The sequence below is a fragment of the Spiribacter pallidus genome, from assembly GCF_040838495.1.
Taxonomy (GTDB): Bacteria; Pseudomonadota; Gammaproteobacteria; order Nitrococcales; family Nitrococcaceae; genus Spiribacter; species Spiribacter pallidus.
In genome coordinates this window covers 153,209-167,766 of sequence record NZ_JBAKFM010000003.1, presented here as the reverse complement: position 1 = coordinate 167,766, position 14,558 = coordinate 153,209, and the positions used below count along the sequence as shown (strand labels likewise).

17 protein-coding genes are annotated in these 14,558 nt (G+C 64.5%); 14 read left to right on the top strand and 3 right to left on the bottom strand.

Annotated features, from left to right (window positions below; genetic code table 11):
• Nucleotides 1-34: 34 nt before the first annotated feature.
• The 3 genes from recF to dnaA all read right to left on the bottom strand — a co-directional run bounded on the left by recF (nt 35) and on the right by dnaA (nt 3,787).
• Nucleotides 35-1,120 (bottom strand): DNA replication/repair protein RecF, encoded by a 1,086-nt coding sequence (recF, locus tag V6X73_RS07220; RefSeq protein WP_367959169.1) that lies wholly within the window; start codon nt 1,118-1,120, stop codon nt 35-37.
• A 3-nt stretch (nt 1,121-1,123) separates the two neighbouring features.
• Nucleotides 1,124-2,224 (bottom strand): DNA polymerase III subunit beta, encoded by a 1,101-nt coding sequence (gene dnaN, locus V6X73_RS07215; RefSeq protein ID WP_367959171.1) that lies wholly within the window; start codon nt 2,222-2,224, stop codon nt 1,124-1,126.
• A 219-nt stretch (nt 2,225-2,443) separates the two neighbouring features.
• Nucleotides 2,444-3,787 carry a chromosomal replication initiator protein DnaA gene (dnaA, locus tag V6X73_RS07210; protein ID WP_367959173.1) on the bottom strand — a complete coding sequence of 448 codons (1,344 nt, stop codon included), beginning with the start codon at nt 3,785-3,787 and terminating at the stop codon, nt 2,444-2,446.
• Nucleotides 3,788-4,001: 214 nt separating this feature from the next.
• Here dnaA and rpmH point away from each other — a divergent pair, with 214 nt between their 5' ends.
• From rpmH to V6X73_RS07140, 14 genes are all read left to right on the top strand, one after another.
• Entirely contained in the window at nt 4,002-4,136 is a 135-nt protein-coding gene (gene rpmH / locus V6X73_RS07205) for a 50S ribosomal protein L34 (protein ID WP_109678309.1), read from the top strand.
• An 8-nt stretch (nt 4,137-4,144) separates the two neighbouring features.
• Complete coding sequence (gene rnpA / locus V6X73_RS07200) at nt 4,145-4,519, top strand: ribonuclease P protein component (RefSeq protein ID WP_367981306.1); 375 nt, start codon at nt 4,145-4,147, stop codon at nt 4,517-4,519.
• Nucleotides 4,504-4,740, top strand: coding sequence for a membrane protein insertion efficiency factor YidD (gene yidD / locus V6X73_RS07195; RefSeq protein ID WP_367959174.1), 237 nt, complete (start codon nt 4,504-4,506; stop codon nt 4,738-4,740). The genes rnpA and yidD overlap by 16 nt, the downstream gene beginning before the upstream one ends.
• The gene (gene yidC / locus V6X73_RS07190) at nt 4,737-6,413 is read left to right on the top strand and encodes a membrane protein insertase YidC (protein ID WP_407826434.1); all 1,677 of its coding nucleotides are present in this window, start codon (nt 4,737-4,739) and stop codon (nt 6,411-6,413) included. Before yidD ends, yidC begins: the two co-directional genes overlap by 4 nt.
• Nucleotides 6,406-7,737 carry a tRNA uridine-5-carboxymethylaminomethyl(34) synthesis GTPase MnmE gene (mnmE, locus tag V6X73_RS07185; protein ID WP_367959175.1) on the top strand — a complete coding sequence of 444 codons (1,332 nt, stop codon included), beginning with the start codon at nt 6,406-6,408 and terminating at the stop codon, nt 7,735-7,737. Before yidC ends, mnmE begins: the two co-directional genes overlap by 8 nt.
• A 9-nt stretch (nt 7,738-7,746) precedes the next feature.
• Entirely contained in the window at nt 7,747-9,633 is a 1,887-nt protein-coding gene (gene mnmG, locus V6X73_RS07180; protein ID WP_367959176.1) for a tRNA uridine-5-carboxymethylaminomethyl(34) synthesis enzyme MnmG, read from the top strand.
• Nucleotides 9,634-9,647: 14 nt separating this feature from the next.
• Complete coding sequence (rsmG, locus tag V6X73_RS07175) at nt 9,648-10,277, top strand: 16S rRNA (guanine(527)-N(7))-methyltransferase RsmG (RefSeq protein WP_367973159.1); 630 nt, start codon at nt 9,648-9,650, stop codon at nt 10,275-10,277.
• Between the two features lie 4 nt (nt 10,278-10,281).
• Complete coding sequence (locus tag V6X73_RS07170; protein WP_367959178.1) at nt 10,282-11,079, top strand: ParA family protein; 798 nt, start codon at nt 10,282-10,284, stop codon at nt 11,077-11,079.
• On the top strand, nt 11,076-11,936 hold the full coding sequence (locus tag V6X73_RS07165) for a ParB/RepB/Spo0J family partition protein (protein ID WP_367959179.1): 861 nt from the start codon (nt 11,076-11,078) through the stop codon (nt 11,934-11,936). Before V6X73_RS07170 ends, V6X73_RS07165 begins: the two co-directional genes overlap by 4 nt.
• Nucleotides 11,937-11,994: 58 nt before the next feature.
• Entirely contained in the window at nt 11,995-12,360 is a 366-nt protein-coding gene (locus tag V6X73_RS07160; protein WP_367959180.1) for an ATP synthase subunit I, read from the top strand.
• Nucleotides 12,361-12,391: 31 nt separating this feature from the next.
• A complete protein-coding gene (gene atpB, locus V6X73_RS07155) occupies nt 12,392-13,159 on the top strand; it encodes a F0F1 ATP synthase subunit A (protein WP_367959181.1) in 768 nt (255 codons plus the stop codon).
• A 66-nt stretch (nt 13,160-13,225) separates the two neighbouring features.
• On the top strand, nt 13,226-13,489 hold the full coding sequence (atpE, locus tag V6X73_RS07150) for a F0F1 ATP synthase subunit C (protein WP_367959182.1): 264 nt from the start codon (nt 13,226-13,228) through the stop codon (nt 13,487-13,489).
• A 53-nt stretch (nt 13,490-13,542) separates the two neighbouring features.
• The gene (locus V6X73_RS07145) at nt 13,543-14,013 is read left to right on the top strand and encodes a F0F1 ATP synthase subunit B (RefSeq protein WP_367959183.1); all 471 of its coding nucleotides are present in this window, start codon (nt 13,543-13,545) and stop codon (nt 14,011-14,013) included.
• A gap of 7 nt (nt 14,014-14,020) precedes the next feature.
• Entirely contained in the window at nt 14,021-14,557 is a 537-nt protein-coding gene (locus V6X73_RS07140; RefSeq protein WP_367959185.1) for a F0F1 ATP synthase subunit delta, read from the top strand.
• Nucleotide 14,558 lies beyond the last annotated feature (1 nt).

Sequence of the window (14,558 nt, the reverse complement as noted above, 5' to 3'; positions counted from 1 at the left end):
ATACCCGATCTGTAGGGGGGTACGTCGAAAGGCTTTAAACCGCTGTCACACGACCGTGTTCCACGTGGAACCATTGCCCGTGCGCCTCAAGGGGCAGCTGGGTGGCATCAATCGCTGTGACAAAGCACTGGGCCGGGGTGCACAAAAGATAATCCAGCAACGCCCGACGGTGTCCCGCATCCAGCTCGGCCGGCAGATCGTCGAGCAAAAGCACGGGACGCCCTGCGCGCTGCTCGCCCCATAATTCCGTCAACGCCAGGCGCATGGCCGTCACCAACAGCTTTTGCTGTCCCCGACTGAGCTGGGCGGTGGCGTCGACCCCGTCCGCCAGCACCCGTAGATCCGCCCGGTGGGGCCCGTAAAGCCCGTGGCCCTGGGCCAGCTCCCGATCGCGATGGGTATCGAGTATTTCATCCAGGCCGCTGCCGTCGGGCCATCCGGATCGCAGCCGCCATTCGATGGATCGGTCGGGTAGCCACTGCTGCCAGAGTTTCTGGCAAACCGGCTCAAGCTTGGCGAGAAACGCCCGGCGCTGATCGTCCACCCGCTTGCCGGCCTCGGCCATCTCCGGTTCCCAGGTTGCCGAGAGCTGGCGGTGACCGGTTTTTAACGCCGCGTTGCGTTGCTGCAGGGCGCGCCGGTATCGGCGCCAGTCCGCACGATACCCCGGTTTCACGTGGAACACACCCCAGTTCAGAAAGGCCCGACGCCCGTCCGGGCTGTCGGTCAGAAGCCGCTGGACCTCGGTATTCACCACTTGAATGGGCAGCAACCAGGCGGACTCCGACAACGCCCGGGTATCGGCACCATTCAGTCGGACCCGGGTCTCGCCTTGTTGATGCCCAACGCCCAGGCGATACGCCTGTCCCTGCGCCCGGATCCGGCCGTTGACGACCGCGGCATCCTGACCGTTGGCGATCACTCGGGCCGTCCGGTGGGTGATGAAACTCCGCGCCCGGGCAAGAAAATAGATCGCCTCGACCAGGCTGGTCTTGCCCGCCGCATTGTCGCCATGGATGAGATTCAGGCCGGGGTCGGGGTCAATCGATCCCGGGGCCAGGCCCCGAAAACCTGTCCAGCCCAACCGCTCCAGGCCATCGGCGTCCGCCGGTTGCGTCATGCACTAAAGCCGCATGGGCATCACAACGTAGCGGGCGTCACGCTGGGATTCGCCGATGATCAATGCACTGCTGTTGGCATCCCGGACATGGATATGGACGGTCGCATCGTCGATCGCCGCCAGTGCGTCGAGGACATAACTGGCATTGAAGCCAACCTCCATGGCCTCGCCGCTGAACGTGGCGGGTATCTCTTCCACCGCCTCTTCCTGTTCGGGATTGTTGCTTTGTATGCGCATCTGCTCGGCTTCAAAACCAAAGCGCACGCCCCGATACTTTTCGTTGGACAGGATCGAGGCACGCACCAGCGCCTTGCGCAAAGTCTCGCGATCCACCACCGCATGCGGGCCGTCCTCGTCCGGGATGACCCGCTGGTAATCCGGAAACCGTCCGTCGATGAGCTTGGAGGTAAATCGGATATCCGGCAAAACCACCTGGACATGGCTACTGCCCAGGGTCACCGAGACGGTGTCATCACTCTCCGCCAGAAGCCGCAGCATCTCCTGCACCCCTTTGCGGGGGATGATGACCTGGGTTGGTGTGTCGATCTGAAGATCCGGCGAGAGAGCCGCCAATGCCAGCCGGTGCCCGTCGGTGGCTACGGCCCGCAGCTTCTGAGGCGCCATCTCGAACAACAGACCGTTGAGGTAATAGCGCACATCCTGCAGTGCCATTGCAAAATGGGTCTTCTCGACAATCCAACGCAGATCCGACTGGGGCAGCGCCACGGTCTGAGCCGCTTCGATCGCATCGGTCACCGGGAAATCTTCTGCCGGCAGGGGCGCCAGCGTGAACCGGCTCCGCCCCGCGGTCACCAGCACCCGCTCCTGCTCCATGGCGAGATTGACGCGCGCGTCTTCGGGAAGGTTGCGGACGATGTCCATCAATTTGCGCGCCGGGACAGTCAGCCGGCCGGGTTGTCCACCGGCAAGATCGATCTCGGCGCGCAGCTCGACCTCAAGATCCGTGGCGGTGAGTGCCAGGCGCTCATCGGTCTTCTCCAACAGGACATTGGCCAGTACCGGCAGGGTCTGCCGACGCTCGACCACCCCGATGATGGATTGTAGCGGCTTGAGCAGGTCATCCCGGGTGATTTCAAACTGCATGATCGGTCCTGTTGTTCTCTTAATGACTAGAGAGTTTGTATTAAAGCCAGTTGTAGTAGCAAGGCCGGCCAAAAGTCGGGGAAAGCATCATTAACTACTTGTTTTTATTGGTTAAAACCCGCTTTAAAACCTGTGCATGACGCCCGCTTTTCTTGGTGGTATCCACTGGACAACCTGTGGACGGATTGCCGGTGGCTGAATGCCCACAGCTTATCCACATCATGATGACAGGGTTCTCGACAGGTTGTGGTAATCCTCGTCAAACCGGCTGTCCGACTCGCGCAGGCTCTGGACCTTTCGACAGGCATGCAGGACGGTCGTGTGGTCGCGCCCGCCAAAGGCATCCCCGATCTCGGGCAGGCTGTGGTTGGTCAATTCCTTGGCCAGGGCCATGGCCATTTGCCGCGGTCGGGCAATGGAGCGGCTGCGACGTTTGGATAACAGATCGGCAACGCGAATCTTGTAATACTCGGCGACGGTTTTCTGGATGTTCTCGGTGGTCACCAGCTTGTCCTGCAGCGCGAGCAAATCCCGAAGGGCTGCTTTGGTGAACTCGACGGTGATCGGCGCCCCGGTGAAGTGGGCGTTGGCAATGACCCGGCGCAGCGCGCCCTCGAGTTCACGGATATTCGAGCGAATGCGCTTGGCAATGAAAAACGCCACCTCCGGCGGGATGTCCATCCCCGCCTGCGTCGCCTTGCTCATGAGGATGGCCACCCGGGTTTCCAGCTCCGGGGGCTCGATGGCAATGGTCAGCCCCCAGCCAAACCGGGATTTGAGCCGTTCCTCGAGCCCGTTGACCTCTTTGGGGTAACGATCGCAGCTCATCACCACTTGCTGATGGCCTTCGAGCAGCGCATTGAAGGTATGGAAGAACTCCTCCTGCGACCGCTCTTTACCAGCAAAGAACTGAATATCATCGATTAAAAGCGCGTCTACGCCGCGATAGTGGCGTTTGAATTCGTTGATGGCGTTGTGCTGCAGCGCCTTGATCATATCGGCGACAAACCGCTCGGAATGCAGATAGAGCACCCGGGCGTCGGGTTTATGGGCGAGCAGCGCGTTGCCAATGGCATGCATGAGATGGGTCTTGCCCAGCCCGACGCCGCCATAGATGAAAAGCGGGTTGTAGGCACTCCCCGGGTTGTCCACCACCTGCAGGCTCGCCGCCCGGGCCAGCTGGTTGGACTTGCCCTCGACAAAACTGTCGAAGGTGAAATCGGCATTCAGATTGGCATTGTGGGGCGTGCTCGCCGGCGCACTGCGCCGCCCGGCGACGGTTTCGGCCGACTCGGTGCTGCCCGAACCCGTGTGGGCTGCGCCACCGCCGACGTCCAGCACAAGCCGTGGCGGCGAAGCCGGGCGCAGGGTCTCGAGCAGCTCGGCGATGCGCGGGGCAAAGTGGGCCTGTACCCAGTCCATGACGTAGCGGTTGGGCGCCAGCAAGCGCAGGGCGTCTTCCGACTCTTCGGCTTGCAACGGCCGGATCCAGGTATTGAGCTGCTGGTCCGGGATTTCCCTTTCCAGATGCGTCAGGCAGCCTTTCCAGAGTTGGTCGGCCAAGCTTGAACCTCCAGGCGCCGGGGCATGGATCCTTCCAGCACACCGTGGGAATGATGACAGATCGCTGAGTCTAGTACCTGACCCGGACGCATACCAGTCCAGCGTCGAGGGTGAGGGTGAGGGCTATCCCCGCGAGCATTGACACTAGCCAAGTCGCCGCCTTATTTTAGCGGGCTGTTTTCCTTAACGATCGACGAACACAGGCACGACGGCCATGAAGCGGACATTCCAACCCAGCGTCATCAAACGTAAGCGCACACACGGCTTTCGGGCCCGGATGGCGACTCGCAACGGTCGCAAGGTGCTCGCCCGCCGGCGTGCCAAGGGTCGGGCTCGGCTCACGCCCTGAGCGCCGATGTGGCTTGTGGCGCCGTGGACGCGGGGTTTCCTCGCCAGGCCCGGCTGACCCGACCCGCTCAGTTCCGGGCGGTTTTCGCCGGTGCGCGACGCTATCGTAACCGCTACTTCACGATCCTAGTACGGCCCGACCCGGCGCTGGCTGGTGCCCGACTGGGGATGGCGATCCCCAAAAAGCTGGCGCCCAGGGCGACGGACCGCAATCGGATAAAGCGGTTGATCCGCGAACGTTTCCGTCATTCAAGATGGCGGCTGGGCGGTTTGGATGCGGTTGTGATGATCCGGTCCATCGCCTGTCACACGGACAATGCGATACTGATGGCCGCTTTGGACGACCTCTGGCAACGGATATCCGACCCATGCGCCGAATCCTGATCACACTGCTTCGCGCCTACCGCTACTGTGTCAGCCCGCTGTTCGGCCCCTGCTGCCGCTTTCACCCGAGTTGCTCGTGCTATGCCATCGAGGCGGTGGAACGGCACGGCGCGCTGCGGGGCAGTCTCTACGCTGTATGGCGCCTATTGCGCTGCAACCCATTGAGCCCCGGCGGCATTGATCCTGTGCCGGGCACCGATACTGCGAGTCGCCACTCATGATGGAAACCCAGCGAATGTTTCTGTTCGTCGCCCTGGCGCTGGTCATGCTGCTGATCTGGAGCGCCTGGCAACAGGACTACGGCCCGCAGAACGCCGCGGTCGAGCCCGCCCCCCAGGCCGAGAGCGAGGCCCCGGCGACCGCGCAGAGCCCGGCAGCGCCCGGGGCCGAATCGCCGGTGCCCGAGGCCGGTGGCGACGACCGCACACCGGTGGGTGAATCGGCCCAGGCGGCCGCCACGGCACAGACCGACGTTATCCGTGTGCAGACGGATCTGCTTGATGTGCGGATTCCACTGGCCGGGGGCAATGTCACATCGGCCCGGTTGCTCGACCACACGGTCTCCGAGTCCGATCCGACGCCTTTCCAGTTGATGGCCCCGGCCGATCCGCTTTTCATGGCCCAGACCGGGCTGGTGGGCGATGGCGTTGACGCCCCCGATCATCAGGCCCGCTGGCAGGCCGAGGCCGGGGCGTACGTCCTCGAAGGGGATGCCGATCGTCTGACGGTGCCGCTTCGCTGGCAGTCGCCCACCGGGGTGGTCATCACCCGGCGGTACATCTTCGAGCGGGACAGCTACGTGGTTCGGGTGGTGCATGAAGTCAACAACCCCACCGATACCCCCTGGCGGGGCTATCAGTACAACCAGCTGCGGCGCAGCGCGCAGACTGAGGGCCCGGGCTTTCTGGGCGCGGCCAGTTACACCGGCGGTGTGATCTACAGCCCCGAAGAGAAGTACAACAAGATCAGCTTTGGCGATATGGAAGACGAGGACCTCTCGCGGGATATCGACAACGGCTGGCTGGCCATGATCCAGCATTATTTTCTCGCTGCCTGGGTTCCGCCTCGCGACGAGAACTTGCGTTACTACTCGCGGGTGAGCAACGGCGAATACATCCTCGGCCAGAGTTCACCCTGGCAGACCGCCGCCAGTGGCGAGCAGGTGGTTTTCGAGAACCGCCTTTTCGTCGGCCCCAAAGAGCAGGATCGGCTGGATGCCATCGCCGAGGGTCTGGAGCTCACCGTCGACTACGGCTGGCTGACCATCATCTCCAAGCCGCTATTCATCGCCCTGGACTGGATCCACGGCGTGGTCGGCAACTGGGGCTGGTCGATCATCCTGCTGACCTTCGGGATCAAGCTGGTTTTCTACAAGCTCTCCGAGACCAGCTATCGCTCGATGGCACGGATGCGCAAGCTCCAGCCCGAGATGCAGAAGCTGCGCGAGCGCTATAGCGATGACAAGCAGCAGATGAACCAGGAGCTCATGCAGCTCTACAAAAAGGAAAAGGTCAATCCGCTGGGTGGCTGTCTGCCCATCCTCATCCAGATCCCGGTGTTCATCGCGCTGTACTGGGTGCTGCTCGAAAGCGTCGAGCTGCGCCAGGCGCCGTGGGTGCTCTGGATCCAGGATCTGTCGGTGCGGGATCCGTTCTACGTGCTGCCATTGCTCATGGGGCTGACCATGTTCCTGCAGCAAAAGCTCAACCCCGCCCCCATGGACCCCATCCAGCAGAAGATCATGATGGGTCTGCCGGTGGTTTTCACCGTGTTCTTTATGTTCTTCCCGGCCGGGCTGGTCCTCTACTGGGTGACCAACAACACGCTCTCGATTTTGCAGCAGTGGGTGATCACCCGCCGCATCGAGGCGGACGGCAAGAAGGCGAATGCCTGACGGGACGATCTGTGCGATCGCAACGCCTCCGGGCCGTGGCGGCATCGGGGTGATTCGGGTCTCTGGCGAGGCCGCCGGGGATTGCCTCAGCGGGCTCGCCGGCCGCCTGCCCGAACCGCGCACCGCAAGCCTTCGTACCCTTCGCGATGCCGATGGCAACCCGCTGGATCAGGGGCTGGTGTTGTGGTTCCCGGGGCCGGATTCCTTTACCGGCGAGGATGTGGCCGAGTTCCACGGCCACGGCGGGCCGGTGGTCATGGATCGCCTTTTGCGGCGACTCATCGAGCTGGGGGCATCGCTTGCCGAGCCCGGGGAATTCAGCCAGCGGGCCTTTCTCAACGGCCGAATGGACCTCACCCGGGCCGAGGCCATCGCCGATCTCATCGCCGCCGGCAGCGAGGCGGCCGCCAGCGCGGCCATGCGCTCGCTCGAGGGGGCGTTTGCCCACCGGATCCAGGATCTGGTCGAGCAGCTCACCGAATTGCGGGTGCATCTGGAGTCGAGCATCGATTTTATCGACGAGCCCCTGGATGGGCTTGCCATCGACCGTCTGGCCGACCGCATCGAGGCGGTGGGCGAGGCGGTTCGTGCGGCCCGCGAGGCGGCCCGCAGCGGTCAGCAGCTCCAGGAGGGCGCCCGGGTGGTCATCGCTGGTGCGCCCAATGCGGGCAAATCCAGCCTGATGAACGCCTTGCTGGGGCGGGATGCGGCCATTGTCACCGAGCTGGCCGGGACCACCCGTGATGTGCTCGACGCCCATCTACACCTGGACGGATTGCCGGTGCAGGTCATGGATACCGCCGGGCTGAGAACCGGCGCCGGTGTGGTGGAGGCCGAAGGGATCCGCCGGGCCCATCAGGCCATGGCCGAGGCCGACCATATCCTGCTGGTGGTGGATGATCGAAACCCGGGGGATGACGATGGCCTGGGCGCGGCGTGGCCGGCCTCCGCCGCCGCGCTGACCCGGGTGTACAACAAGATCGATCTCACCCATCGCCCGCCGGGGGTGGGGGACGACGGGGTGGCGGTATCGGCGCTCACCGGCGCCGGGCTGGACGGGCTTAAATCGCATCTGCGCGGGGTGCTGGGGGTGCGGGCCGGTGATGAGGCGGTCTTCACCGCCCGCCGCCGCCACCTGCAGGCGCTGGATGAGGCGGCGGCCGCCATTGACGAGGCGGTCTCGGCGGCCCGTGCGGGGTATGGCGAAGAGCTGGTGGCCGAGTCGCTGCGCTGTGCGCAGGACCGCCTGGGGCAGATTACCGGGGCGGTCACTACCGAGGATCTGCTCGGTCGGATATTCTCTACGTTTTGCATAGGCAAGTGATTGATTTCGATGGACAGCCAAAGCCAATACGATGTCATCGTGGTGGGCGGCGGACATGCCGGTACCGAGGCGGCCCATGCCGCGGCCCGTATGGGCGCCCATACCCTGCTACTGACCCAGAGCCTGGATACCATCGGGCAGATGAGCTGCAACCCGGCCATCGGGGGCATTGGCAAAGGCCATCTGGTGCGCGAAATCGACGCCATGGGCGGTGTCATGGGCCGGGCCATCGACCGCGCCGGCATACAGTTTCGGGTGCTCAATCAGCGCAAGGGCCCGGCGGTGCGCGCCACACGGGCCCAGGCCGATCGCAATCTCTATCGTCAGGCGGTGCGCGCCATCCTCGACGAACAGCCGCATCTGAGCCTTTTTCAGGACACCGTCGATGATCTGATCGTCGAGCGCGGCACCGTCCGCGGGGTGGTCACCGGCATGGGCCTCGCCCTGCGGGCCACCGCGGTGGTGCTCACCGTCGGTACCTTTCTGGGGGGGCGGATTCATATCGGCGATCATAATCGCCGCGGCGGCCGTGCCGGGGATGCGCCGTCCATCGCCCTCGCCGAGCGGCTGCGGGCGCTGCCCCTGCGTATTGATCGGCTGAAGACCGGAACGCCACCGCGCATCGATACCGCGAGCATCGATTATCGGGCCTTGACCGAGCAGCCCGGCGATTCGCCGGCGCCCTACTTCTCGCGCTGGAGCCGGGGTGACGAGCATCCCCGGTCGGTGAGCTGCCATATCACCCACACCAACCCCGTCACCCACGAGCATATCCGCAAGGCGCTGCATCGCTCGCCCATGTACAGCGGCGAGATCGAGGGGGTGGGCCCACGCTACTGTCCGTCCATCGAGGACAAGGTGGTCCGGTTTGCCGACCGGGACGGGCATCAGATCTTTCTCGAACCCGAGGGGCTCGACAGCCGCGAGGTCTATCCCAACGGCATCTCGACCAGCCTGCCTTTCGATACGCAGATCGCCATGGTGCGCTCCATCGACGGGCTTGCCGGGGCGCGGATCACCCGGCCGGGTTATGCCATCGAGTACGACTACCTCGACCCCCGCGATCTCCACCCCAGTCTGCAGAGCCTGCATCTGCCCGGTCTTTTTCTGGCCGGACAGATCAACGGCACCACCGGCTACGAGGAAGCGGGGGCCCAGGGGCTGCTCGCCGGCATCAATGCCGTCGCCCACGGCCGCGAGATGGCGCCCTGGGTGCCGGCACGGCACGAGGCCTATCTGGGGGTGTTGGTGGATGATCTCACCACCCGCGGCACCAGCGAGCCCTATCGCATGTTCACATCGCGGGCCGAATACCGGTTGCAGCTGCGCGAGGACAACGCCGATCTGCGCTTGATGCCCGTCGCCCGCGACTACGGATTGATCGACGAGGGCGACTGGCAGGCCTTCTGTGCCTACCGTGACGCCATCGATCGCGAGCGCCGACGCCTCGAGCAGACCATCATCCGCCCGGCGGATCTGGGTGATGACCATGGCGCCACGCGCCTGGGCAAACCGCTGCGGCGCGAGCAGAGCCTGATGGCGTTGTTGCGTCGCCCCGAAATCAGCTACGACGATCTTGCCGCCCTGTCTGCGGTGGGCGAAGCGGCGGCGGATCCGCGGGTGCGCGAGCAGGTCACCATCGCGGCCCGCTACGAGGGTTATCTCCAGCGCCAGGCCGCCCAGGTCGAAAAGCAGAGCCGCTACGAGGACCGGGCCCTGCCTGCCGATCTGGACTATACCCGGGTCGCCGGCCTGTCCCGCGAGGTGCAAGAAAAGCTCACCCACCACCGGCCCGCTACCCTGGGCCAGGCGGCCCGCATCCCCGGTGTGACCCCGGCGGCGGTGTCGTTGCTGCTGGTGCATCTGCAGCGCGGCGAGCAGCGCCAGAGCGCCTAGCAGCGGCCCAGCCGATGATGGATGATGGACTTGTCGAGGGATTGCGCCGGCTCGACCTGGACCCGGCGCTGGCGGCGCCGCTTCTGGCGTACCGTGATCTGCTGGCAAGATGGAACCGCGTCTACAACCTCTCGGCGGTGCGCCACCCCGAGGCCATGGTGGCCCGGCATCTGCTCGACAGCCTGGCCGTGCTGCCCTGGCTGCCCGCCGGCCGGCTGCTTGATGTGGGCACGGGACCGGGTCTGCCGGGTATTCCCCTTGCCATCGCCCAGCCCGATCGTGCGGTGGTCCTGCTGGAGTCGAACGGCAAGAAGGTCCGCTTTCTCCGACAGGTGGTGCTGGAGCAACGGCTTGCCAATGTCGAGATCGTCCATCGGCGTCTCGAGGCCTACGAGCCCACGCGGCGGTATGAGGCGGTGATCTGTCGGGCATTTACCGATGCCGCCGGGTTCTGGCACGGCGTGGCGCGGCTGCTGCATCCCGAGGGGGTGGCGCTGGCGATGAAAGGCCAGCGTCAGGGCGAAGAGTTGGCGGGATTGGATGCCGCCGGCGTATCATCCACATGGCAGCCGCTTCGGGTCCCGGGGCTTGAGGCCGAGCGGCATTTGCTGATCATGAAGGGCACAACGCCCGTCACAGGATAGTTCCATGGCACGGATACTGGCCATTGCCAATCAAAAGGGCGGTGTCGGCAAGACCACCACCTGCGTCAATCTGGCCGCTTCGCTGGTCAGTAACGGCCGGCGCGTGTTGCTGGTGGATCTCGACGCCCAGGGCAACGCCACCGTGGGGGCCGGGCTCGACAAGGACGCGGTGGCGGTGAGCAACTACGAGCTGCTGACCGGCGAGGCGACGGCGCAGATGGTCTGCTGCCGCGGACTCGAGCCCGGTTTTGATGTATTGCCCGCCAATGGCGATCTGACCGCCGCCGAGGTCAGCCTGATGGAAGCCGGTGAGGGCCGGGAGCGCCGGCTGCAGCAGGCCCTGGCGCCCATCATCGATGCCTATGACTACATCCTCATCGATTGCCCGCCAGCGCTCAGCATTCTCACCGTCAACGCCTTTGTGGCGGCCCACGGCGTGCTCATCCCGATTCAGTGCGAGTACTACGCGCTGGAGGGGCTGAGTGCCCTGCTGGATACCATCGAGCGGGTCCGTCAGACGGTCAATCCCGATCTGGCCATCGAGGGACTGGTCCGGACCATGTTCGATGGGCGCAACAACCTGGCCACCCAGGTGGGGGCTCAGCTGTTGGCCCATTTCCCCGACCAGGTCTATCGCACCCAGATCCCCCGCAATGTCCGGCTGGCCGAAGCGCCCAGCCACGGTCTGCCGGTGCTTCAGTATGATCGCAGCTCGCGCGGCGCGGTGGCCTACATGGCCCTCGCCTCGGAGCTTCTGCGTCGCCAGGGTGCGTCGGGTCAAGCAAAAGGAGGCGTGCGATGAGTCAGCGTCGACGAGGACTGGGCCGCGGCCTGGATGCCCTGCTGGGCGAGTCGGCCGGCGAAGCAGGCAGCGGGGCAGAGGCCGCCGATCTGCGCGATCTGCCGCTGGATGCGTTGACCAGCGGCCGCTATCAGCCGCGTCGCGAGTTTGATCCGGCCGCCCTCCAGGAGCTCGCGCATTCCATTCGGGCCCAGGGGGTGGTCCAGCCCATCGTGGTCCGGCCCCTGCCGGATGGCGAGCAGTACGAGATTATCGCCGGTGAACGCCGCTGGCGGGCGGCGCAGCTGGCCGAGCTCGACGAGATACCGGCGATCGTCCGGGACATCCCGGATGAGATGGCGGTGGCGGTGGCGTTGATCGAGAACATCCAGCGCGAGGATCTCAATCCGCTGGAAGAGGCCAGTGCCTTCAAGCGGCTGACCGAGGAGTTCGGCATGACCCATCAGGCGGTGGCCGAGGCGGTCGGCCGCTCGCGGGTGGGGGTCAGTAACCTGATGCGGCTGCTGGATCTGGGCCCGGCGGTCAAAGCGCATATCGTCCGGGGCGAGCTCGAGATGGGGCATGCCCGGGCCCTTCTGGCCCTTGATGAGGCTGCCCAGGGCGAGGCCGCCGCGCGGGTGGTGGCCCAGGGGCTGACCGTGCGCCAGACCGAGGCACTGGTGCGGCGCATGCAGGCCGGTGACACCCGCCGCGAAGCCCCGGTGGAGGACCCTAATGTACGGCGGCTGCAGGAGGATCTGGCAGACAGGCTGGGGGCGGCGGTCAGGATCGAGCACGGGCAAAAGGGCAAGGGCCGTCTGGTCATCCGCTACAACAGCCTCGACGAGCTCGACGGCATTCTGGAGCATATCCGTTGAAGCCCATCGTTGAGTTCTTTATACTCCGCGCAATTTTGCGGTCGTCTGTCAGAGCAATATGTCTCTGAAAAAAGCTGCAAGCCGGGTGATCCGGCTGCAGGCGGCGATCGGAGTGGCTTCAGCGGCCCTTTGGGTGGTTGTTGGCGGGGTTCAGGCAGGTCTCGCCGCGATTGCCGGCGCCGGCATCAGCGTTTTCATGACGTTTTTTGTCGCCGTGCGTTGGTCGCTGCGCAGTGCAGGAGAGCGCGAGCCCCGGGCGATACTGGGGGCGTTCTATCGCACGCAGACCATGAAGCTCCTCCTGGGCACGGCGCTCATTTTTGTTGCTGTGCGCGCGTTTGACGATCACGCGGCCGCATTGGTGATCACGCTGGCCCTTACCCTGGCTGCCTACGGCCTGGTGTTACTGGGCGACATCGACTAGAGCTTTTGCGAACAAGGGGTTCGGCAACGTTATGGCGAGCGGATCGGCGACCGAATACGTCACCCATCATCTGGAGCACCTGACCGTCGGTGAGGGGTTCTGGACCGTGCATATCGATACCCTGGCCGTATCCTGGATCCTGGGGCTTATCTTTTTGGGCATCTTCTATGCCGTCGCCCGCAAGGCCAGTGTCGAGGCGCCTAGCGGCATTCAGACAGTGGTCGAGGCCTGTGTCGAATTCGTCGACAAGCAGGTCAGCGAGAGTTTCCACGGCCCCAAAGACTTTGTCGCCCCGCTCGGGCTGACCATTTTTGTCTGGGTGCTGTTCTGGAATCTGATGGATTTGATCCCCGTGGATCTATTCCCTGAACTGCTCAAGCTGGTGGGCATCGAGTACGTGCGTATCCTGCCCTCGGCCGACATGAACGCCACCTTCGGCCTGTCGCTGACGGTGCTCGCGCTGATCATCATCTATAGCATCAAGGGCAAGGGCGGTAAGGGCTTCGGCAAAGAGCTCTTCTGCCATCCATTCGGCAGCCACCCGTTGCTGTGGCCGGCCAACCTGATGCTCAACATCGTCGAGATGATTGCCAAGCCGGTGTCCCTGGGGATGCGGCTTTTCGGCAACCTCTACGCCGCCGAGATCATCTTTATCCTGATCGCACTGCTGCCCATCTGGGCGCAGTGGATTCCGGGTGTCGCCTGGGCGATTTTCCATATTCTGGTCATCCCGCTACAGGCGTTTATCTTTATGGTGCTCACGATCGTGTATCTGAGCCTTGCCTACGAGGAACACTAACGCGTCGGTGGATCACCGGCCCGTGGTTTGACGGTTTTAACTTAGACGACCCTTACTGGAGGAATCATGGAAGCTATCGCTCAGGTCCAGGCGTTCACCGCCATCACCATCGGACTGATTTTTGCCTTTGCGGCGGTCGGCACCAGCATCGGCTTCGGCATGCTGGGCGGCAAGTTCCTGGAGGGCATCGCCCGCCAGCCCGAGGTTGCCGGTGTGCTGCAGGTCCGCATGTTCATCGTCGCCGGCCTGCTCGACGCGCTGTCGATCATCGGTGTGGCCTTCGCTGCGCTTTTGATGTTCGCCAACCCGCTGCTGGGCGCGCTCAGCTGAACGGCTGGGTTAACGCGTATCCCTGCCACCGGGCAGATATCGGAGAGTAGACCGTGGGCATTAACGCAACGCTGATCGGACAGATGATCACCTTCACGGTGTTCATCCTGTTCACCATGAAGTTCGTCTGGCCACCCATCAAGCAGGCCATGAGCGAGCGCGAGAAGCGGATCGCGGATGGCCTGGCCTCGGCCGAGCGCAGCCAGCACGAGCTGGAGCTCGCCAAGGAAAAGGGTGCCGAGCACATCCGTGAGGCCAAGGCACAGGCGGCCGAGATCATCGAGAAAGCCAACCGACAGGGAGCGGCGATCGTTGATGAGGCGCGCGAAGAGGCCCGAGCCGTTGCCGAGCGTGAAAAGGCCGCAGCGGACGCCCGCATCGAGCAGGAGGTGAGCCAGGCCCGGGCCGAGCTCCGGCGCCAGGTCTCCGATCTGGCGATCCTGGGTGCCAGCCGCATCCTCGAGCGCGAGGTGGACGCGAAGGCCCATCAGAAGATGCTCGACGAACTGGCCGAGCAGGTCTGAGGCAGTCATGGCGCAGGAAACCACGGTTGCCCGCCCCTATGCCGAGGCCGCATTCGATCTGGCGCGCGGGGCCGATGCCCTGGCGGGCTGGGCCGATGGGCTGGCCAATGCCGCGGCGGTGGTCGCCGACGAACGGGTGGATGCCCTGCTGCGCAACCCCAGGGTCGAGGCCGAGCAGAAGGCCGGTTTCATCCTTGAGGTGTGCGGCGAGTCGCTGGACCTCCAGCAGCGTAACTTTATCCGTCTGCTCGTCGAACGCGACCGCATCGGGGTGTTGCCGGAAATCCGCCGTCAGTATGACGAGCTGCGGGCCCGGCACGAGCGCACCCTCGATGCCGAGCTGGTGACCGCCCAGCCGGTGGATGATGCGGTCCGCGACCGGGTCGCCGCCGCGCTGTCGAAGCGCCTGGACCGGACGGTCAGCCTGGATGCGCGGGTCGACGAAACACTCATTGGCGGTGCGATCGTTCGCGCCGGCGACATGGTCATCGATGGATCGGTGCGGGGCCGTCTCGCCAGCCTGACCGGCGCCATCAGCCGTTAAG

Coding starts and splice junctions, on each gene's coding strand:
- recF (WP_367959169.1), bottom strand. CDS start 1,120: ATGACGCAACCGGCGGACGCCGATGGCCTGGAGCGGTTGGGCTGGACA.
- dnaN (WP_367959171.1), bottom strand. CDS start 2,224: ATGCAGTTTGAAATCACCCGGGATGACCTGCTCAAGCCGCTACAATCC.
- rpmH (WP_109678309.1), top strand. CDS start 4,002: ATGAAGCGGACATTCCAACCCAGCGTCATCAAACGTAAGCGCACACAC.
- yidD (WP_367959174.1), top strand. CDS start 4,504: ATGCGCCGAATCCTGATCACACTGCTTCGCGCCTACCGCTACTGTGTC.
- yidC (WP_407826434.1), top strand. CDS start 4,737: ATGATGGAAACCCAGCGAATGTTTCTGTTCGTCGCCCTGGCGCTGGTC.
- mnmE (WP_367959175.1), top strand. CDS start 6,406: ATGCCTGACGGGACGATCTGTGCGATCGCAACGCCTCCGGGCCGTGGC.
- mnmG (WP_367959176.1), top strand. CDS start 7,747: ATGGACAGCCAAAGCCAATACGATGTCATCGTGGTGGGCGGCGGACAT.
- rsmG (WP_367973159.1), top strand. CDS start 9,648: ATGATGGATGATGGACTTGTCGAGGGATTGCGCCGGCTCGACCTGGAC.
- V6X73_RS07170 (WP_367959178.1), top strand. CDS start 10,282: ATGGCACGGATACTGGCCATTGCCAATCAAAAGGGCGGTGTCGGCAAG.
- V6X73_RS07165 (WP_367959179.1), top strand. CDS start 11,076: ATGAGTCAGCGTCGACGAGGACTGGGCCGCGGCCTGGATGCCCTGCTG.
- V6X73_RS07160 (WP_367959180.1), top strand. CDS start 11,995: ATGTCTCTGAAAAAAGCTGCAAGCCGGGTGATCCGGCTGCAGGCGGCG.
- atpB (WP_367959181.1), top strand. CDS start 12,392: ATGGCGAGCGGATCGGCGACCGAATACGTCACCCATCATCTGGAGCAC.
- atpE (WP_367959182.1), top strand. CDS start 13,226: ATGGAAGCTATCGCTCAGGTCCAGGCGTTCACCGCCATCACCATCGGA.
- V6X73_RS07140 (WP_367959185.1), top strand. CDS start 14,021: ATGGCGCAGGAAACCACGGTTGCCCGCCCCTATGCCGAGGCCGCATTC.